Genomic DNA, 16,140 nt, shown 5'->3' on the forward strand with positions numbered 1-16,140 from the left:
AGTACCGGGCCCGGACGGCATCGCCTGCGCAAGCCGTCATGGCCAGCGGGCACTTCAGGCGCGCTCGGTCGGCGCTTCCCGCAACAGCCGTTCGCGACGCCCGTGGCCTGCACTTCGCTGTTCATCGCTGGCGCCGCTGGCGCCGCTGACGTGCTCCGTGAACAGCACGCCCCTCCGTACGCCGCCCGTCATCACCGCCAGCTTCCCGTGCCAGGGAGCCTGCCAGCTCTGCAGGCTCATGCCCCACGCCAGATCGGCCGGCTCGCCGCGAAGAGTGACAGGCCCGGTCCGGATAGACGAGACGCACCCGGCCTTCCTGGCCGGGTGCGTCAGTGCCCTGACGGGGCGTGGAATGAGGCGTTCAGGTCCCGCCCGCGGTGTGGGGTCTGCGGTGGTGGCCGCCGTGCCGGTGGTGGCACCAGGACTCGTCACGCTGCCATCCTTGATGGGGGAGCGCCGCTTCCACGCCGATCTGCCGCCCCTGAACTGCTGAGTTGCCCGCATGTGAGAATGTCGCCTGTGACCGGATCGTCTTCCCCGCCCGACGCCGAAGGCACGTCTGGCAACCACGGCCTGGGTTCCCGTACCGCTGTCATGCTCGTGTTCGCGTCCTCTGCCGCGGTCCTGGTGGTCGAGATCGTGGCTCTGCGGTTGCTGGCGCCCTACCTCGGGCTCACCCTCGAGACCAGCACCATGGTGATCGGCATCGCTCTCACCGCTATCGCCTTCGGCTCCTGGCTGGGTGGGCGTATCGCCGACCTGGTCGATCCGCGACGGCTTCTGGGCCCTTCGCTCGGAATCTCGGGAGCGGTCGTGGCACTCACGCCCGCCGTGCTGCGCACCACCGCGGAGTGGGGGCCGGTGATGCTCTTGCTGATCGCGTCGCTGACCATCCTCGTGCCGGGCGCGCTGCTGTCCGCGGTGACGCCGATCGTCACCAAGTTGCGTCTCACCAGCCTTGCCGAGACCGGAACGGTGGTCGGCCGACTGTCCGGCGTCGGCACTGTGGGCGCCATTGTCGGCACGGTCCTCACCGGCTTCGTCCTCGTATCGCGGTTGCCGGTGAGCGGCATACTGATCGGCCTCGGAACGCTGCTGGTGGCCGGCTCGGCACTGGTCGAGCGGCGAACGCGCGGGTGGAGCGGCACCCCCGCCCTGACACTCGTGGTGGTTGCCGGCGGGCTCGCCGCCGTGGTCGCGCCCGGTGACTGTGACACGGAGACCAAGTACCACTGCGCACGGGTCGTCGCGGACCCCGACCGAGGCGGCGGTCGCACGCTCGTTCTGGACGGTCTGCGGCACTCCTACGTCGACCTGGACGACCCGACCTTCCTGAAGTTCGCGTATGTTCGCGCCATCGCGTCGGTCGTCGATGCCGGCTTTCCCGCAGGTGAGTCGCTCACTGCCCATCACCTCGGCGGCGGCGGGCTCACCTTTCCCCGTTACCTCGCGGCCACACGGCCCGGGACGCGCAGTCTCGTATCCGAGATCGACAGCGGAGTGGTACGTATCAACCGCGACCGCCTCGGTCTGACACCGGGAGCCGGTGTCGACGTACGCGTCGAGGACGGCCGACTCGGTCTGCGGCGACTGGACGACGGCAGTCGTGATCTCGTCGTCGGCGACGCCTTCGGGGGCGTCAGCGTGCCGTGGCACCTCACCACGGTGGAAGCGATGACTGACGTACGGCGGGTGCTCAGCGAGGACGGCCTGTACGTCGTCAACCTCATCGATCACGGTCGTATGGCGTTCGCGCGTGCCGAAGTGGCCACCCTCAGCTCGACTTTCCAGCACGTCGCCCTGGTCGGCGAACCCTCGGACATCGGCCTCGACCCGACCGCCACCGCCGAGGGCGGCAATGTGGTGGTGCTCGCCTCCAACCGCCCCGTCGACCTGCCGGCGCTCCAAAAGGCGCTGGACGCCCGGCAAACCGGCTGGAAGATCGCCGCCGGCGACGACCTCGCCTCCTGGACGGGCGATGCCAGGCCGCTCACCGACGACTACGCACCAGTCGACCAGCTCCTCCAGCCCTCCGGCCCACAGAGCAGCCAGTGACGGCATCTCGCCCGGCCGCCGTCCGGGTCGAGGACGTACACGCGGACCTGCCCGCTGCCGTGCCCGAAGATCTGGAAGGGATCCGGTAGGTGCGGTTGTCCGAGTCGCCCCCCGTCGACCTGGTCGCGATGAGCGCCCTGGCCGACCGGCACCGCATCGCCGTGGCCGCTGCTGCACCTGGGCGTGGCCGGCTTCGAGGAACTCGGTGACGTACGGCTGTCGCTGACGGCGGCTCAGGCCGTCGAGGCTCGCCGCCTGCTCGGCGACACCTTCGTAATGCCTGTGCACGCCGAGGGCTAGGCGCACTACACCGAAGACCGCAGCCACGCCCAGCAGGCCTTCGACGCCGCCGGAGCCCCGCTGCACTGGCCCACCCCAGTCCGGCCCATCACCCAGCCGGACCCGCACACCGACGACACCTCACCCAGCGCCGTCGGCGCACCGGCCCGCTCCTTCTACGCTGCCGTGGACGCCCGTCCATTCGACCCGGAACGCGTACGGGCCCATGGCATCCACACCGGAGCCGCATTCCTCGGCGCCCAGCAGTCGGTGCCCGCGTGGACTTCGTCGGCACCGACCTGTTCACCGCCGGCAGCGGAGCCTTCACCGCACAAGGCCACGTCGAAGACCTGCTCACGCTCAGCAGCCAACTGCGCACGGGCCACACCGGATCGTGACCGCGTCACCGACTGCCGTAGACAGGTTCCTGTCCCGCTCCCGGTGCGAACATGGCGTGTTCGTCGAACAGGCAACCCAGTCCGTCGAGGTCCCGGTCCTTGAGGTACTGGGCGAAGCGTTCGTGCACAACCGCCGGTGTCATGTTCTTTCCCTCGTTGCGGACGGGCGATCGGCTACAGGCCGATCTGCGTGAGCCACTGACCAGTGGTGCGCGGCTGCAGACCCAGAAGCTGCTGGGCGCTGTTGTGCGCGCTGATGGTGTTGTCCGGCACGGTGGCGAGGCGCTCGTACAGTGCGGTGACCGCGGCCGCTCCCGCGTCTCCGATCAAGGGGACGAGCAGGTGGCCGAACGCCTCAGGCGAGAGCGGTTCGTAGGACACGCGTCGGCCGAGGTGGTCGGTGAAGGCCCGTGCGAGGTCGGGGCCCGTGATCCCGGGGTGCTGACCCACGGCGATCGTGCCGGTGATGTCGGGCCGGTCGAACAGGGCGGCGGCGACGTCGGCGTTGTCCAGGTGCGACGACCAGGAGACCGGGAAGTCCGCGGCCGGCGGGTAGCGCAGCACTCCCTTGATGCGCACGACGTCGAGGATCGGCGGCAAAAGCAGGTTCTCCAGGAAGAGCCGTGGAGCGATCACCGCGTGCGACAGACCGGTCTCCTCCAGGCCGCGTACGAGTGTTTGGACGGCGGAGTCGTCCGGGGCCTGGAGCTGGGGGTGGGAGCTGTCGATGATGGCGCCGCTGGTGGAGACCACCACCCGGCGGGGCCTCGCCTGGGAGAGGGCGGCAACGATGTTGCGCGCGTAGGCCAGTCGGTCCTCCTCCGAGACAACAGGCAGATGCACGAAGACGCCGTCGGCACCCGCGTAGACGCTCGCCAGCTGCTGGACGGAGGTGTAGCCGGCCGCGACGACCGGGGTGCCGTCCGGGTGGGTACCGGGCTTGCGGCCCACCGCCACGACAGGCTTGCCAGCGGTCTTCAGGAGGGAGAGGAGGGGGCTGCCCTGGGCGCCCGCGGCGCCGTGGATGACGTAGCTCATGACATCATTAGTGCACACGATGCACCGGTTACATCAACTGCACTATTGGAGTAGTGTCCGGTATGTGACAACGAACATTCCGCCTCTTCCCGAATGCGGGGTCGCCCGGTTCCTGGCCGTGCTGGAAGGGCCGTGGGCGACTCTGGTAGTGCGGGAGCTGCTGCCGGGCAAGCGCCGCTTCTCCGAACTGCGTGCCGCGCTTCCAGGGATCAGTCCGCACACCCTGACCAGCCGTCTGCGAAGGTTCGAGGCCTACGGGATTGTGACCCGTTCCGTCCACGCCGAGGTACCGCCGCGCGTCGAATACGAGCTCACGCCGCTCGGGCAGCAGCTGCGCACGGTGCTGGACGCGATGGCGCAGTGGGGTGAGACCGTCCAGGATCCCCAGCTCTCTGTGTCCGCCGCCATCGCGGAGGACGTCGACGCTGCTGAGGCGCCAGCGCCAGTGCTGCACAACGGGTCGGCGTTGGCTCCGTATCCGGCTCCACATCGTATGACTGATCACTAATTGGACAGGCACATCCGATCAACCGGCCAACGCGCTGAAGAGACATGCCTGTCGACCATCGTCTGGTGCGATCGCCAAGGTAGTGGCCTCACGGGCGCACTCAGGTGTGCATCTCGGCCGGGACGGGACGGAGGGCCAGTCCGGCGGGTTCGGTCTGGCCCTCAACGCCGTCGTGCTGTGGACGACCCGCCGCCTTGACGCGGCCGTCGACCAGCTCCGCGCCGAGAGCCACGAGATCCCGGGCGGGAAGGTCAGACGCTGGTGGTGCTGCCGCTCAGGCAGCTTCTTCGTGTGCCAGGTTGCCGCCCAGTTCGCGGGAGGCTTCGGCCTGGGCGAGGAGTTCCTTGGCCTTGGCCGTGGCGCCTTCGATGGCGTCGGTGCCGGCGAGGAAGCGCAGCGGCGGCTCGATCTGGTCGGCGAGGGTCAGCAGGGCGTGGGCGAGCTTGGCGGGGTCGCCGGGTTGCTGTCCGTTGATGCTCTTCCAGGCTTCGACCGTGGCGGTGGTGCGCTCGGCGTAGTCGTCGATGGTCGGCTCGGGCCAGGTGGTGGAGGCGTCCACGAGCAGCTCGGTGCGGAAGAAGCCGGGCTCCACGATCGTGGTGCGGATGTTGTAGGGCTTGATGTCGTGGTGCAGGGCTTCCATCCAGCCCTCGACGCCGAACTTGGAGGCGGCGTAGGCGGAATTGAACTCCGAGCCGACCAGGCCGGCGATCGAGGACAGGGTGATGATGTGGCCGTCGCGCTGAGCGCGCATGACGGGCAGGACAGCGCGGGTGACGTTCATGGGCCCGTAGAGGTTGGTCTCGATCTGCCGGTGCATGTGCTCCGGGGAGATCTCCTCGAAGAAGCCGGCGTAGAAGTTCCCGGCGTTGTTGATCAGGATGTCGATGCGGCCGAACCGGTCGACCGCGGCCTGCGCGGCGGCCTGTGCGTCCTCGAGGCTGGTGACGTCCAGCTTGGTGGCGAGCAGGTTGTCCTGCGGGCCGCCCAGGGTCTTCTCGACCTCCTCGGGGCGGCGGCCGGTGGCGACGACCTGGTGGCCGGTGGCGAGGGCCTGGCGGGCGATGTCGGTACCCAGGCCGCGTCCGGCACCGGTGACGAAGATGACCTTGCTCATGACGGGTTCCTTTCCGGGGCCGTATGCGGCCCGGGTGGATGGGGGTGGTTGATGGGTTGCCTTGGCCGGGGAGGCCGGGCGATGGAGGTGCTCAGGCTTGCTCGGTGGGCATGATCCACAGCTCGCCGACGGCGGCGTGGCGGGGACGGGTGACCATGTAGGCGACGCCGTCGGCGATGTCCTCGGGGGCGAGGACCTCGGTTCCCTCGAAGAAGGGGTTGATCACCTCGTCGCGGATCTCGGGCTTGTTGTGCGTGCCCAGTTCGCTCTCCACGGCGCCCGGCTCGAGGACACCGACGCGTACGTGGCGCTGGGTGATTTCCTGGCGCAGGGACTCGGTGAAGGCGTGGACGCCGAACTTGGTGGCGTTGTACACGCCGAAGCCCTTGCTCGCCACGCGGCCGGCATACGAGCCGATGTTGACGATGTCGGCGACCTGGCGCGGGTCCTGTTCGGCGGCCTTCAGCAGGTGTGGCAGGGCGGCCCGGGTGATGTAGAGCAGGCCCTGGACGTTGACGGCGATCATGCGGTCCCACTCCTCGGCGTCCGCGCCTTCGACGGGGCCCAGAAGCATCAGGCCGGCGTTGTTGACCAGGGTGTCCAGCCGTCCGAGCCGCTCGATGACCTGCTGTACGGCGCCCTCGGCCTGGACACGGTCGGTGATGTCCGCTGCCACCACCAGTGCCGTGCCACCGGCCTGCTCGATCTCGGCAGCGAGGGCTTCCAGGCGGTCCTTGCGGCGGGCCACCAGCGCCACCGAGGCGCCCTGCTCGGCGAGCTCGCGGGCGGTGGCGGCACCGATGCCGCTGCTCGCGCCGGTGACGACCGCGACCGTGCCGGTCAGTTTTGGAGCCATGGGGGTCCTCATCTCCAGACGTACTAAGGGCAGAACGGCGGGCAGCGGCAGCGACGATCTCCTACGACCGGCACGGCGACTTCTCGAAGGATCAGTGCCGTGCACCGGGCCCGCTCTCTCCAGGCAACCACCCGCGAACGTCCCGGGGAGCGCCATGAAGGGCACCGCTCTTCCGGGGGTCTGCCAGTACCCCCTTCAGCACGCTGACCTGCCAGGTACCGCCGTACCGTGGACCCATGGACCGCAGCAGCGAGATCCGTGAGTTCCTGCGCACCCGCCGGGCCCGGATCACCCCCGAACAGGCCGGCCTCGCCCCGCACGGCGGCGTCCGCCGCGTGCCGGGGCTGCGCCGCGAGGAAGTCGCCCAGCTCGCCGGAGTCAGCGTCGACTACTACATCCGCCTGGAGCGGGGCCGCACCCAGGGCGTCTCCGAATCCGTTCTGGAGGCCGTCGCCCGCGCCCTGCATCTAGATGACACCGAACGTGCGCACCTCTTCGAGCTCGCCCAGCCCACCGCTACCCGGGCCCGCCGCAAGCGCGCCCTCGCCCCGCAGCGAGTCCACCCGGTCCTCTACCGGACTTTGGACTCTCTCAGCGTCCCCGCGGTGGTCCAGGGACGACGTACAGACGTCCTGGCCGCAAACCGGCTGGCCCACGCCCTCTACACCGACTTCGAGGCCCGGCCTCACCGCGAGCGCAACTTCGCCCGCTTCGTCTTCCTCGACGAGGCAGCCCGCACGTTGTACGCCGACTGGGACCGGGTCGCCGGCGACTGTCTGGCCATGCTGCGCCTGTACGCCGGACGTCACCCCGACGACCCGCAGCTCACCGAGCTGATCGGGGAACTGTCCCTGCACAGCGACACCTTCCGCAGCATGTGGGCCGACCACGACGTCCAAGCCCACACCACCGGTACCAAACGCCTCCACCACCCGCTCGTCGGCGACCTCACCCTCGACTACGTGGTCCTGGCCGTAGAAGGCGACCCCGAACAGACCCTCACCATCTACACCCCCGAACCGGCTTCCCCTTCTGCCCAAGCCCTGGGCCTCCTCGCCAGCTGGAGTGGCACTTCGGGCACCGGGCCGCACGCTCGTGAAGAGAAGACCGACTCAGCTGGAGGTTGAGAGGTCGTTGGCCTGGATCATGCCAGCCCGTCGGCATGCCCTGTGGTGCTCGGTGGGGCGGATCTGACCTAGCGCCGGTCGTTGCTCTCCCGCACCCGTTCGACCAGGCCCTTGGCCTCCACCCGGTCGAGCCGTTCGGGAATGGGGTGGGGGAGGCCGCGTCGTCGCAGGTAACGGGGGTCGTTCCTCGACGTGTAGGCCTTGCCGACCAGAACGTGCTCAGGTTGGCGGCGTGGCCGCACGATTCCGATGAGGCAGCGTAGTTGGCCGAGCCGGGCGGGGAGTTCTGGGGTTGGGCTGGGCTGGGCGCACCCTGGGTCCCCCGGGCCCGCACCGCCGCCGGTGCCCCGGCGTGGCTGCGGCTTCCGGGGCGGGTCAGCGCACCGCGGTGTCCTCCCCGGCGGTGAGCCGCGCGAGTGTCCGCCCCGGAGGGCAAGGCGTCGGAAGAGCTGTGGGACGGTTGCTCCACCACGCCTTCGGCGACCTCGACGGACACCGGCCCGCCCTCCTGGGCGTGCACGACACCGTCGACGACCCATGGCCTACCGCGCCGAGCTGTCGGCCCGCGTGAACCAGCCCGTCCTGTCCGACGACCCGATCCTCCAGCAGGCGCTCCCTCTGCCGGACTCCTGGTGGCAGGAGCTTGCCGGGGTGCTGGAGATGGACCTGCACTGGGCGAACCTCACCGCATCCCTGCAGATCCTGGACTGGGAAAGCTGGGGCAGCGCGCCAGTGGGTTTCGACCCCGGCATGCTCTACGCCCACACCCTGCTCCAGCCAGACACCGCCATCCGCGTCCGCGCCGCCTTTCCCGTCCCGGGCGGCCCGGCCTGCCTCGTGGTGTCCTGGCACTGTGCGTGGGTTGGGGGAGGGGATGGCCGTTCTGTGGTGTGTGTCGTGGGCTGCTGGAGCGTCAAGGGGGATCATCCGGGCTTCGTCGTGAGCCGTTCGGCCAGGAAGGCGATGATGTCGTCGCGGGCCTGCATGGTGGGGTGGCCGTCCTGGTCGACGAGGTGTGCGGTGACGACGCTGTGGGCGCATCCGACGACGTCGCGGAAGAAGGGCGGGGGGTTGGTGTTCGCTGTTCTGGCTGGCAGGACGCGGCCGTCGAATGCGTCCCCGAGCAGCGCTCGGTAGGCCGCGAACCGCCGGCCCGTGCACCACGTGTCGTTGTCGAAGCGGTAGGCGAGGACTTGCAGTCCGTCGCGTGTGATGCGTTCTGCCACGGCAGCGGCGTCTTCGTCGCTGATCTCCAGAGCGCCGGGGTCATCGAGTGGAAGCGAGGGATGGTTGACCACGGGGGCGATGACGGCGGGTTCGAGTGCCATGGTCAGGGCGAAGTTGCCGGTGAAGCACAGCCCGACGGCGCCGACGCCGGGCCCGCCACGCTCGGCGTGGGCCAGGCGCGCGAGGCCGCGCAGCCAGGTGACCACGGGGCTCGTGCCGCCGCCGGCGAAGGCACGGAATTCGGCGCTGACGCACGCGCGTCGAACGACGCTTTCGCGCGCCTCGGTCAGCGGGTAGGCGCCGTCGACGCCGAAGAGGGAGGGCAGATACACGGAGAAGCCGGCGTCGCGCACCCAGCGCGCGAACCGCGCGACGTCGGGGCTGATGCCGGGCATCTCGGGCATGAGGATGACGGCTGGACCTGTCCCGGCGACGTACACGGTCTTGTCGACGCCATCGACGCTGACGGATGTGCGTGTGAAGTCGTCCAACGGGTCGCTCTGTCCTCGCATGATGGTCATGACCGAGATGATGGTGAGCGGCCCCTTCTCGTGAGAAGCGGCGGGATCGCCACCTGTCCGGGTAATATCGCCACTCGTTCGAAACCGCCGGAGGGCCACATGAGTCCGCTGCGAGTCGGCGTGCTGGCCTACCCGGGCTGCTTCGCCTCAGAGGTCTTCGGAGTTCCCGACCTCCTGGCCATGGCAACGCACGTGGCCGCCGCGCAAGGCTCGCTTCAGCCGGCCTACGAGGCATCGGTCATCTCGCCCCGGCGGCGTGTGATCTCCTGCGGGGGCTCGGTCCTGGACGTCTCGCCTGTCCGCCCCGTGGACGTCCTGATCGTGCCGGGCTTCGAGCTCGCGCCCACGCTCGATCTCGACGCGACACTGGCGGACCTGCAACCGGAATTAGCCTCGATCCGATCTCAGGCAGCCTCGCAGACCGCCGTGGTGTCGATCTGCGTGGGCGCCTTCCTGGTCGCTGAGGCCGGGCTGCTCGCAGGGCGCGAAGCGACCACGTCCTGGTTGTTCGCGGACCGGTTCGCCCGCAGGTACACCGACGTGCGCCTGCGCCCGGAGAACCTGGTCGTGACCGACCGGGGGGTGACGACCACCGCCGCCTTCAGTGCCATGTACGACTTCGCGCTGCAGTTCGTCCGCGAGCACCACGGCCCCGGCGTCGCCCGTAGCACCGCGCGGATCGCCCTGGTCGATGACGCACGTTCCACGCAGACTCCTTATGTCGACTTGGGGCTCATACCTCCCATGGGCAGGGAGTTCTCACTCAGCGTCAAGCGCTGGCTCGACCAAAACCTCCCCGCTCCCTACAACCTGGCCGCCCTCGCTCAAGAGTTCCACGTCAGCACGCGAACCCTGCTCCGTCGTTTCGGTGAGGAAGCCGGCGAGACGCCCCTGGCGTACCTGCAAGCGGCCCGGGTGCGTCGAGCCAGACACCTGCTGGAGACGACCGACAGGACCATCGCACGTATCGCCGCCGACGTCGGTTACCGCGACTCCGGGGCGTTCGGCGGTATCTTCGCCCGGCATACGGGTCGGCGGCCGGGGGAGTACCGGGCGGTATTCCGTCGCCGCGGCGACCGGCAGGAGCCGGCGCGCCACACGGGCCGTCGCCGATGATGGCTCCAGGACGTCTCGCACACCGTTGGCGGGGCGGATCGCCTTGATCATGCGGACAGCGCGTGTGTGGCGGCCGGGATCGGCTCGACGCACGTGCCGCCTGCGCTGAGCGCAGCAGTCGTGGACGCGCCCGTCGTGCTTGTACCGGCCGTTGCGCGCCCGCGTCGGCCGAGAGCGGCCGTGGCTCCGCCTGACCTCTCTGAGCTGCAACTTCTGCGGATAGAGAGCCGTGCGCACGGCACCAGCGTCCCGGCATGCGCCGGAGCGGTGCCGCGCTCGCGCACACCCCTGAATCCGCGGATTCCGCGGCCCGTCGTGGTCGCGCGTGGAGGGGAGGGCACGATGATCGCCGAGGAGATGGACAAGCTCAAGGAGTCCTCGGGCACGGCGTTCGACGACGCCTTCATGGAGATGATCATCAAGCACCACGAGGGCGCGTTGGCCATGGCCCGGACCGAACAGGCCGACGGTGCTTACCCCCCCGGCCAGGAAGATGGCCGGTGACATCATCACCTTGCAGAGCGCCGAGATCAGCCAGATGAACCAACTGCTCGGCACGGACTGACCCGAGGCCGACAGCACGGGGCGGGCGCCCAGCGTGCCCGCCCCGTCCCTGTGTGCCCACCGCGTGAACGGGACGCGCCTGCCGGCCGCGGCCGGCCCCGACACGGTCCACGAATCCATCGACGAATCCATCGACGCGGCATGCACCCGCACGGTGCCCCATCGGATCGCCGCTGCGCCCGATCACCCCTGGAAAAATACCCCTAGGGGGTATACCGTTGGCGGAAGACGGGAACGGACCACACTGGACGGGAATGGGGATGAAGGTCATGGACCACACCGCTCACCACGCCAGCACCGTGCACGACCACGCCGCGCACGAGGGTCACCACGGCGGGCCTGCCGGAGCGTCCTGGGGCATGGCGGCGAAGGCAACCCTGCACTGCCTGACCGGGTGCGCCATCGGCGAGATCACCGGTATGGCGATCGGCACCGCCCTGCTGTGGGGCAACGTCCCTACCATGGCGCTGGCGATCGGGCTGGCATTCCTTTTCGGATACTCGTTCACGCTGTTCGCCGTCGTGCGGGCCGGCCTGGACCTCAAGACCGCGATCAAGGTGGCGCTGGCCGCCGACACCGTCTCCATCGCGGTGATGGAGCTGGTCGACAACGGCATCATCGCTCTGGTCCCCGGGGCCATGGACGCCCACCTGGACGAGGCACTGTTCTGGGGCGCGCTGCTGGGCGGCTTCGCTGTGGCCTTCCTTGTCACCACCCCGCTCAACAAGTGGATGATCGGCCGAGGCAAGGGCCACGCCGTCGTCCACGCCTACCACTGACCTCAGCAGCCGCCGAGCGGCCGGGAGCCCCCGCCAAGGGCTCCCAGGGCCCGGGCGTATGTCACGGCGTGGCCGGGCGCGGCTAACGTGCGCTGGCAGATCGGCCGAACACGGCCGGGCACGTCGCCGGGATCCACTACGCCACATGCGCACCCACCACGCCCGCGTGGCCGAGGCCCTGGACGGACTCCTCCGCAGTCCTCTCGGATGCGACTTCCATCTATACCGCCCTTGCGTGAGGTGACGCGCTGACAGATGGACACGCCGTGAGGGGACTGAGGCGCGGCATATCTCCGCCACGGTGTGCCACCCCGCAGGGGACCGGGCGGTCACCGAAAGTGAGTAACAGCAGGCTGGGCGCCAGTACTCAGGATTTAGCCTGGAAAACTGGCCTGTGCTGTGCTCCCGAGGGGTGTCGGTCTGGACGACTGTCTAAGGTGCGTTCTCGGTTCGCCTACCGCTGGGGGCTCTGCGCGGCCGCAGTCCGCGTCGCGCTGTCTCGCCCGCGAGGGGCGCAGCGGGCTGCGGCCGCCCTCGGCAGTCCGGGTCGTGCCTGGCTGATGTTCGTTTGTCTTCAGCAGAGTGCGCACCTCCGGGCGGCGACCTATGCACGAGCAGCCGGCCACTGGCCCGGCCCACTTCGTCGCCTTCGACCTGCTCCGGGCGGGCGCCGACCTGACAGCGCAGCCCTACCAGGCTCGCCACGCGGCACTGGAACCGCTCTTCGCTGATCACAGCCTGCAAGGGCCCTGGACTGTGCCCCTCCACGACCGACCCCAAGGCCCGCCGCGGCGCGAACCTCGTGCTGGTGGCCCGCCGGGCGGACCGGCTTGAAAGCCTGGCCGCCGAACTCACCCGCGGCCACGGCGTCACGGTGACCGCCGTCGCCCGCGATCGCGGCCTGCCCGACGCCGGCCGCACGCTGCGTGCCGAACTCGAGTCCCGCGACATCTACGCCACCGGACTGGTCAACAACGCCGGTTTCGGCACCCACGACGCGTTTACCGACGAGGATCCCGACCGCCTGCAAAGCATGATCGCGCTGAACGCCAGCGCGCTGGTCGACCTCAGCCGCGCCTACATCGCCCCGCTGACCTCTGCCGACACCGGCGTCCTGATCAACGTCGCGAGCCTGCTGGGCTTCCAGCCGACCCCATACCTGAGCGTCTACGGCGCCACCAAGGCATTCGTCCTCAGCTTCACCGAATCGCTGTGGGAGGAGACCCGCGGTACGAACCTGCGCGTCCTGGCCCTGTGCCCCGCCACCCGGGCCGAGTTCTACGACGTCGCCGGGAGCAGGTCGTGACGATTGCCCTCGACTGTCCTCGACACGCTCGACCGCCGATCCGCGCCCCCCTCAGTGATCACCAACGGCCGGCCGCTCGCCCGCGAGTACGCCGTCATGGCGAGCCAGGGCCGGTTCAAGGCGAGAGCCGGCCAGTGCCCCAATCGTGTTGACCGCCTCCGGCAGGCAGTGCTGGAGTCGGCACGTGGACAGCATCCCCGCCAATCGGCGGCTCTGGAACCAGATCAGCAGCGCCTACCAGCGCAAGCATGACCCGCACATCGGCGCCGCACCCCGGCTGTGGGGCATGTACTCCATCCCCGACGCGCACCTGAACGCCCTTGGCGACGTCACCGGCAAGCGCGTCCTCGAACTCGGCTGCGGTGCCGGCCAGTGGTCCAGGGCGCTCGCCGCCGAGGGCGCCATCGTGGTCGGGCTCGACCTGTCCGAAGCCCAACTCGCCGCAGCGGCCCGCGCGATGGGAGCGGCCCGCTACCCGCTAGTGCAAGGCGCCGCCGAACAGCTCCCCTTCGCCGCAGACAGCTTCGACCTGGTGTTCTGCGACTTCGGTGGGCTCAGTTGGGCGCCCCCGCACCTGGCCGTCCCGCAGGCCGCACGTGTCTTGGGCCGAGGTGGGCGCCTGGTGTTCAACGTCGCCAGCCCATGGTTCGAAGCTTGCTACGACGAAGCCGCCGGCCGCGTGACCACGACGCTGCAGCAGGACTACTTCGGGCTGAACACCATCGCCGAAGACGACGGCGCGACCAGCTATCAGCTCACCTACGGCGACTGGGTCAAGGTCCTGCGCGGCGCGGGTCTCATCATCGACGACCTCATCGAGCCGCGGCCCGATATCGGAACACGCAACGGCTACAACGAAACCGACCCACCCGACTGGGCACACCGCTGGCCGGCGGAACTGCTCTGGGTAACCCACAAACCGTAAGTCCCGCCGCGCCGAGACGCGAAGGCATCCCCTCACCGGACATGCCCAGGGCCCCGGCTGATCCTGGGCGGAGCCAGAGCCGGATCGAGGCGAGGGTGCGGTCCCGTGGAAGACGTAGGCGCGTTGTCGAAACGTGTGGCCACGGCCCGGGTCCGGCCCGCACGCGTATGCAAGTGCGGGCGCACCCACCGTGAGGAAGCCCCCCTTGTCCGCGGCCTGTTCACCCAGGGTATCGGCCGCTAAACGCCGGTTCCTGATCTGGTAGAGGGCCGTGTGCACATCCTGTCGGACGCAAACGGACTGCCGTCTTTGTCGGCGTCTCTGCCGGCAACACCCACGACAGCGAGGGACTGTAGCCGATGGTGGAGGGTCACCAAACGAGACACGACCCCCACAACGGCCGCCACTTCGAGTCCCAGCGACCGCGCCGACCTGCGCAGATGGCTCCGCGGCAAACGCATCGGCGTCCGCATCGCCCGCTACAAGCGACTCATCCGCCTCACCACATAGGACATGGTTTAAGCCGAGGATGAGGACGTCGGGCTGGCTGTGGGAGCGGGGCAAGTTCCGCGGCCTGTTCCACAGACAGACCTGCGGCCCCGTCGGGGTCCGCGTGCTCCACTTTCGGATTGTCGCAATGAGTCACTTGAGTCTCCAGTGGCTGGAGGGTTCAGGATCGCGCCCATGGAAGACGAACGACCCGACGTGCTCACCATCGGCCAGCTTGCGCTCCGCACCGGACTTCCGGTGCGTACCCTGCGCTTCTGGTCGGACGAGGGAGCGGTGCCGCCCGTGGCTCGCTCCGCGAGCGGTTACCGGCTGTACGACGCCGGGTCCGTGGCCCGTGTCGAGCTGGTCCGCACCCTGCGGGAGCTGGGCCTCGGTATCGATGACGTGTGCCGGGTGCTGAGCGGCCGGACCACGGTCGCCGAGGTCGCCGGCGCGCAGGTGGCCGCGCTCGATGCGCAGATCCGCTCGCTCAAGGTGAGCCGGGCCGTCCTGTCCACCGTGGCGACGCGTGGTTCGACCGCTGAGGAGACAGCACTGATGAACCGGCTGGCGCGGCTTTCCGCCGCCGAACGCAAGCAGATCATCGACGAGTTCAAGGAGGAGGTGTTCGGCGGTCTCGACGTCGAGCCGCACCTGCGCGACCGCCTGCACACCCTCAGCATCGAATTGCCCGACGATCCCACACCCGATCAGGTAGACGCCTGGATCGAATTGGCCGAACTGGTGCGGGACCCCGGCTTTCGCGCCCGGTTGCGCACCTGGATGCAGCTCAACACGCCCGTGCCGGGGCAGGGCCGTCCCCCCGGGGCGTCCGTCTGGTGGGCCAGGCAGGTCGTGCAGACCGTCGCGGAGGTCAGGAAACGCGGGGTCGCCCCCGAGGGACCGGAGGCGGCCGAGGCGCTGTCCGAGCTGTTCGGCGATGCCGATCGGACTGCCGTACGGCGCAGCGTGGAGGCCGGGATCGATGCGGGGGCGGAGCGCTACCGCAGGCTTGTCGCCCGCGTGCGCGGGCAGGGTTCGGCGCCCGATGCGACCGAGGAACTGGAGTGGCTGGCGCGGGCTCTGCGCGCCGCAGATCAGGACTGACCGGCCGCATGTAGGCGTCCCGGGCGGCCCCTCCCATCGAAGTCCCCGCCGACCCAGGGCCGACCATCGTCACCCACACCCTCGCCCCCACCGCGACCCACGCCACCGTATTCCTGCGGCTTCCCACCCACACCCCAAGTCCGGCTCCCAGACACCGGACCCGGCAGCTGACAGCGGCCCCCACAAAAACGCTGCCCGTCATTCCGCATCGGCGTCTTTGTTCGCGTCCCGGACGCGGAAGGCTCGCAGGCCCTGCCTAGGGCCGCTGTCCTGGATATTGCACAGATAGCGGCCCAGGAAGTTGATGTGCCGTTCCTTGAACGGAGAAAGCCGGGCGACATCCTCGTCCCGAATCTCGTAGCTCTCGGCACGGCCGATGCGGATCCTGTGACCGGCCGCATGGAACCGAGGTTGAAGGCGACGGCGTAGCCGGCCGTGTCATCCGCGCCTCGCCGCACTTCACTGACCGGCAGCAACTGGCTTGGGATGGGACCGGATGACCATCATCGACAGCTGCCTGTTCCTCGCCAGTCACGGGGAGCAGTCCCGCCTGTACCTCGTTCGCGTCGTTCGCGTTGAACGCCGACGCCTGGAAGGCCAAGTGGCCGCGCCGGGAACAGTTGGTCCGGCCGGCAGGGTTGCATCGACCGAGGGCCCGGCGCCGCACGGGCGGGGAACACGGAGACCACAAGGTCGTCCGCCCCACCAGGATCCGGGCCTCAGGATCG

At 69.5% G+C, this 16,140-nt stretch carries 16 protein-coding genes and 3 pseudogenes; 11 read left to right on the plus strand and 8 right to left on the minus strand.

Features of this window, described 5'->3' with window-relative positions; all coding sequences use genetic code 11:
* Positions 1 to 54: 54 nt before the first annotated feature.
* Complete coding sequence (locus AC07DF_RS10900) at positions 55 to 240, minus strand: hypothetical protein (RefSeq protein WP_478969233.1); 186 nt, start codon at positions 238 to 240, stop codon at positions 55 to 57.
* 270 nt (positions 241 to 510) lie between these two features.
* Between AC07DF_RS10900 and AC07DF_RS10905 the strand changes: the two genes are divergently transcribed.
* Entirely contained in the window at positions 511 to 2,055 is a 1,545-nt protein-coding gene (locus AC07DF_RS10905; RefSeq protein WP_478969235.1) for a fused MFS/spermidine synthase, read from the plus strand.
* 682 nt (positions 2,056 to 2,737) lie between these two features.
* On the opposite strand, the gene AC07DF_RS10910 is transcribed toward AC07DF_RS10905, so the two are convergent.
* Positions 2,738 to 2,875, minus strand: a complete 138-nt coding sequence (locus AC07DF_RS10910; protein ID WP_478969237.1) for a hypothetical protein — start codon at positions 2,873 to 2,875, stop codon at positions 2,738 to 2,740.
* 31 nt (positions 2,876 to 2,906) lie between these two features.
* Positions 2,907 to 3,770, minus strand: a complete 864-nt coding sequence (locus AC07DF_RS10915) for an NmrA family NAD(P)-binding protein (RefSeq protein ID WP_478969239.1) — start codon at positions 3,768 to 3,770, stop codon at positions 2,907 to 2,909.
* Positions 3,771 to 3,834: 64 nt separating this feature from the next.
* Between AC07DF_RS10915 and AC07DF_RS10920 the strand changes: the two genes are divergently transcribed.
* Complete coding sequence (locus AC07DF_RS10920) at positions 3,835 to 4,278, plus strand: winged helix-turn-helix transcriptional regulator (protein WP_478969241.1); 444 nt, start codon at positions 3,835 to 3,837, stop codon at positions 4,276 to 4,278.
* A 100-nt stretch (positions 4,279 to 4,378) separates the two neighbouring features.
* On the opposite strand, the gene AC07DF_RS10925 is transcribed toward AC07DF_RS10920, so the two are convergent.
* The 3 genes from AC07DF_RS10925 to AC07DF_RS10935 all read right to left on the minus strand — a co-directional run bounded on the left by AC07DF_RS10925 (position 4,379) and on the right by AC07DF_RS10935 (position 6,251).
* Positions 4,379 to 4,510 (minus strand): hypothetical protein, encoded by a 132-nt coding sequence (locus AC07DF_RS10925; protein WP_478969243.1) that lies wholly within the window; start codon positions 4,508 to 4,510, stop codon positions 4,379 to 4,381.
* A 42-nt stretch (positions 4,511 to 4,552) separates the two neighbouring features.
* The gene (locus tag AC07DF_RS10930; RefSeq protein WP_478969245.1) at positions 4,553 to 5,395 is read right to left on the minus strand and encodes an SDR family oxidoreductase; all 843 of its coding nucleotides are present in this window, start codon (positions 5,393 to 5,395) and stop codon (positions 4,553 to 4,555) included.
* A 91-nt stretch (positions 5,396 to 5,486) separates the two neighbouring features.
* Entirely contained in the window at positions 5,487 to 6,251 is a 765-nt protein-coding gene (locus AC07DF_RS10935) for an SDR family NAD(P)-dependent oxidoreductase (protein WP_478969247.1), read from the minus strand.
* Positions 6,252 to 6,487: 236 nt separating this feature from the next.
* Between AC07DF_RS10935 and AC07DF_RS10940 the strand changes: the two genes are divergently transcribed.
* Positions 6,488 to 7,378, plus strand: a complete 891-nt coding sequence (locus AC07DF_RS10940; RefSeq protein WP_478969249.1) for a helix-turn-helix transcriptional regulator — start codon at positions 6,488 to 6,490, stop codon at positions 7,376 to 7,378.
* Between the two features lie 68 nt (positions 7,379 to 7,446).
* On the opposite strand, the gene AC07DF_RS10945 is transcribed toward AC07DF_RS10940, so the two are convergent.
* Both AC07DF_RS10945 and AC07DF_RS10950 read right to left on the minus strand, forming a co-directional pair.
* Entirely contained in the window at positions 7,447 to 7,620 is a 174-nt protein-coding gene (locus AC07DF_RS10945; protein WP_478969251.1) for a hypothetical protein, read from the minus strand.
* 681 nt (positions 7,621 to 8,301) lie between these two features.
* Positions 8,302 to 9,126, minus strand: coding sequence for a dienelactone hydrolase family protein (locus AC07DF_RS10950; protein WP_478969253.1), 825 nt, complete (start codon positions 9,124 to 9,126; stop codon positions 8,302 to 8,304).
* 120 nt (positions 9,127 to 9,246) lie between these two features.
* On the opposite strand from AC07DF_RS10950, the gene AC07DF_RS10955 reads away from it, so the two are divergent.
* The 8 genes and pseudogenes from AC07DF_RS10955 (at position 9,247) to AC07DF_RS10990 (ending at position 15,412) form a co-directional block, all read left to right on the plus strand.
* Positions 9,247 to 10,242: a GlxA family transcriptional regulator gene (locus AC07DF_RS10955; protein ID WP_478969255.1), complete on the plus strand. Its 996-nt coding sequence runs from the start codon at positions 9,247 to 9,249 to the stop codon at positions 10,240 to 10,242.
* A gap of 27 nt (positions 10,243 to 10,269) precedes the next feature.
* A pseudogene (locus tag AC07DF_RS10960) lies at positions 10,270 to 10,452 on the plus strand (DUF6153 family protein); the annotation flags it as partial.
* Positions 10,453 to 10,569: 117 nt separating this feature from the next.
* Positions 10,570 to 10,807: pseudogene (locus AC07DF_RS10965) on the plus strand (DUF305 domain-containing protein); the annotation flags it as partial.
* 268 nt (positions 10,808 to 11,075) lie between these two features.
* The gene (locus tag AC07DF_RS10970; protein WP_478969257.1) at positions 11,076 to 11,585 is read left to right on the plus strand and encodes a DUF4396 domain-containing protein; all 510 of its coding nucleotides are present in this window, start codon (positions 11,076 to 11,078) and stop codon (positions 11,583 to 11,585) included.
* A 754-nt stretch (positions 11,586 to 12,339) separates the two neighbouring features.
* The gene (locus AC07DF_RS10975; RefSeq protein ID WP_478969503.1) at positions 12,340 to 12,891 is read left to right on the plus strand and encodes an SDR family NAD(P)-dependent oxidoreductase; all 552 of its coding nucleotides are present in this window, start codon (positions 12,340 to 12,342) and stop codon (positions 12,889 to 12,891) included.
* A 184-nt stretch (positions 12,892 to 13,075) separates the two neighbouring features.
* Positions 13,076 to 13,816, plus strand: coding sequence for a class I SAM-dependent methyltransferase (locus AC07DF_RS10980; RefSeq protein WP_478969259.1), 741 nt, complete (start codon positions 13,076 to 13,078; stop codon positions 13,814 to 13,816).
* A 270-nt stretch (positions 13,817 to 14,086) separates the two neighbouring features.
* Positions 14,087 to 14,296, plus strand: a pseudogene (locus AC07DF_RS10985) (IS5/IS1182 family transposase); the annotation flags it as partial.
* Positions 14,297 to 14,500: 204 nt separating this feature from the next.
* Positions 14,501 to 15,412 (plus strand): helix-turn-helix domain-containing protein, encoded by a 912-nt coding sequence (locus AC07DF_RS10990; protein ID WP_478969261.1) that lies wholly within the window; start codon positions 14,501 to 14,503, stop codon positions 15,410 to 15,412.
* Positions 15,413 to 16,140: the final 728 nt, after the last annotated feature.

The sequence above is a fragment of the Streptomyces sp. NPDC044719 genome (assembly GCF_056433405.1).

Excerpts from the sequence above, each read along its gene's own strand:
- AC07DF_RS10900 (WP_478969233.1), bottom strand. The coding sequence starts at position 240 with ATGAGCCTGCAGAGCTGGCAGGCTCCCTGGCACGGGAAGCTGGCGGTG.
- AC07DF_RS10905 (WP_478969235.1), top strand. The coding sequence starts at position 511 with ATGTCGCCTGTGACCGGATCGTCTTCCCCGCCCGACGCCGAAGGCACG.
- AC07DF_RS10910 (WP_478969237.1), bottom strand. The coding sequence starts at position 2,875 with ATGACACCGGCGGTTGTGCACGAACGCTTCGCCCAGTACCTCAAGGAC.
- AC07DF_RS10915 (WP_478969239.1), bottom strand. The coding sequence starts at position 3,770 with ATGAGCTACGTCATCCACGGCGCCGCGGGCGCCCAGGGCAGCCCCCTC.
- AC07DF_RS10930 (WP_478969245.1), bottom strand. The coding sequence starts at position 5,395 with ATGAGCAAGGTCATCTTCGTCACCGGTGCCGGACGCGGCCTGGGTACC.
- AC07DF_RS10935 (WP_478969247.1), bottom strand. The coding sequence starts at position 6,251 with ATGGCTCCAAAACTGACCGGCACGGTCGCGGTCGTCACCGGCGCGAGC.
- AC07DF_RS10940 (WP_478969249.1), top strand. The coding sequence starts at position 6,488 with ATGGACCGCAGCAGCGAGATCCGTGAGTTCCTGCGCACCCGCCGGGCC.
- AC07DF_RS10950 (WP_478969253.1), bottom strand. The coding sequence starts at position 9,126 with ATGACCATCATGCGAGGACAGAGCGACCCGTTGGACGACTTCACACGC.
- AC07DF_RS10970 (WP_478969257.1), top strand. The coding sequence starts at position 11,076 with ATGGACCACACCGCTCACCACGCCAGCACCGTGCACGACCACGCCGCG.
- AC07DF_RS10990 (WP_478969261.1), top strand. The coding sequence starts at position 14,501 with ATGGAAGACGAACGACCCGACGTGCTCACCATCGGCCAGCTTGCGCTC.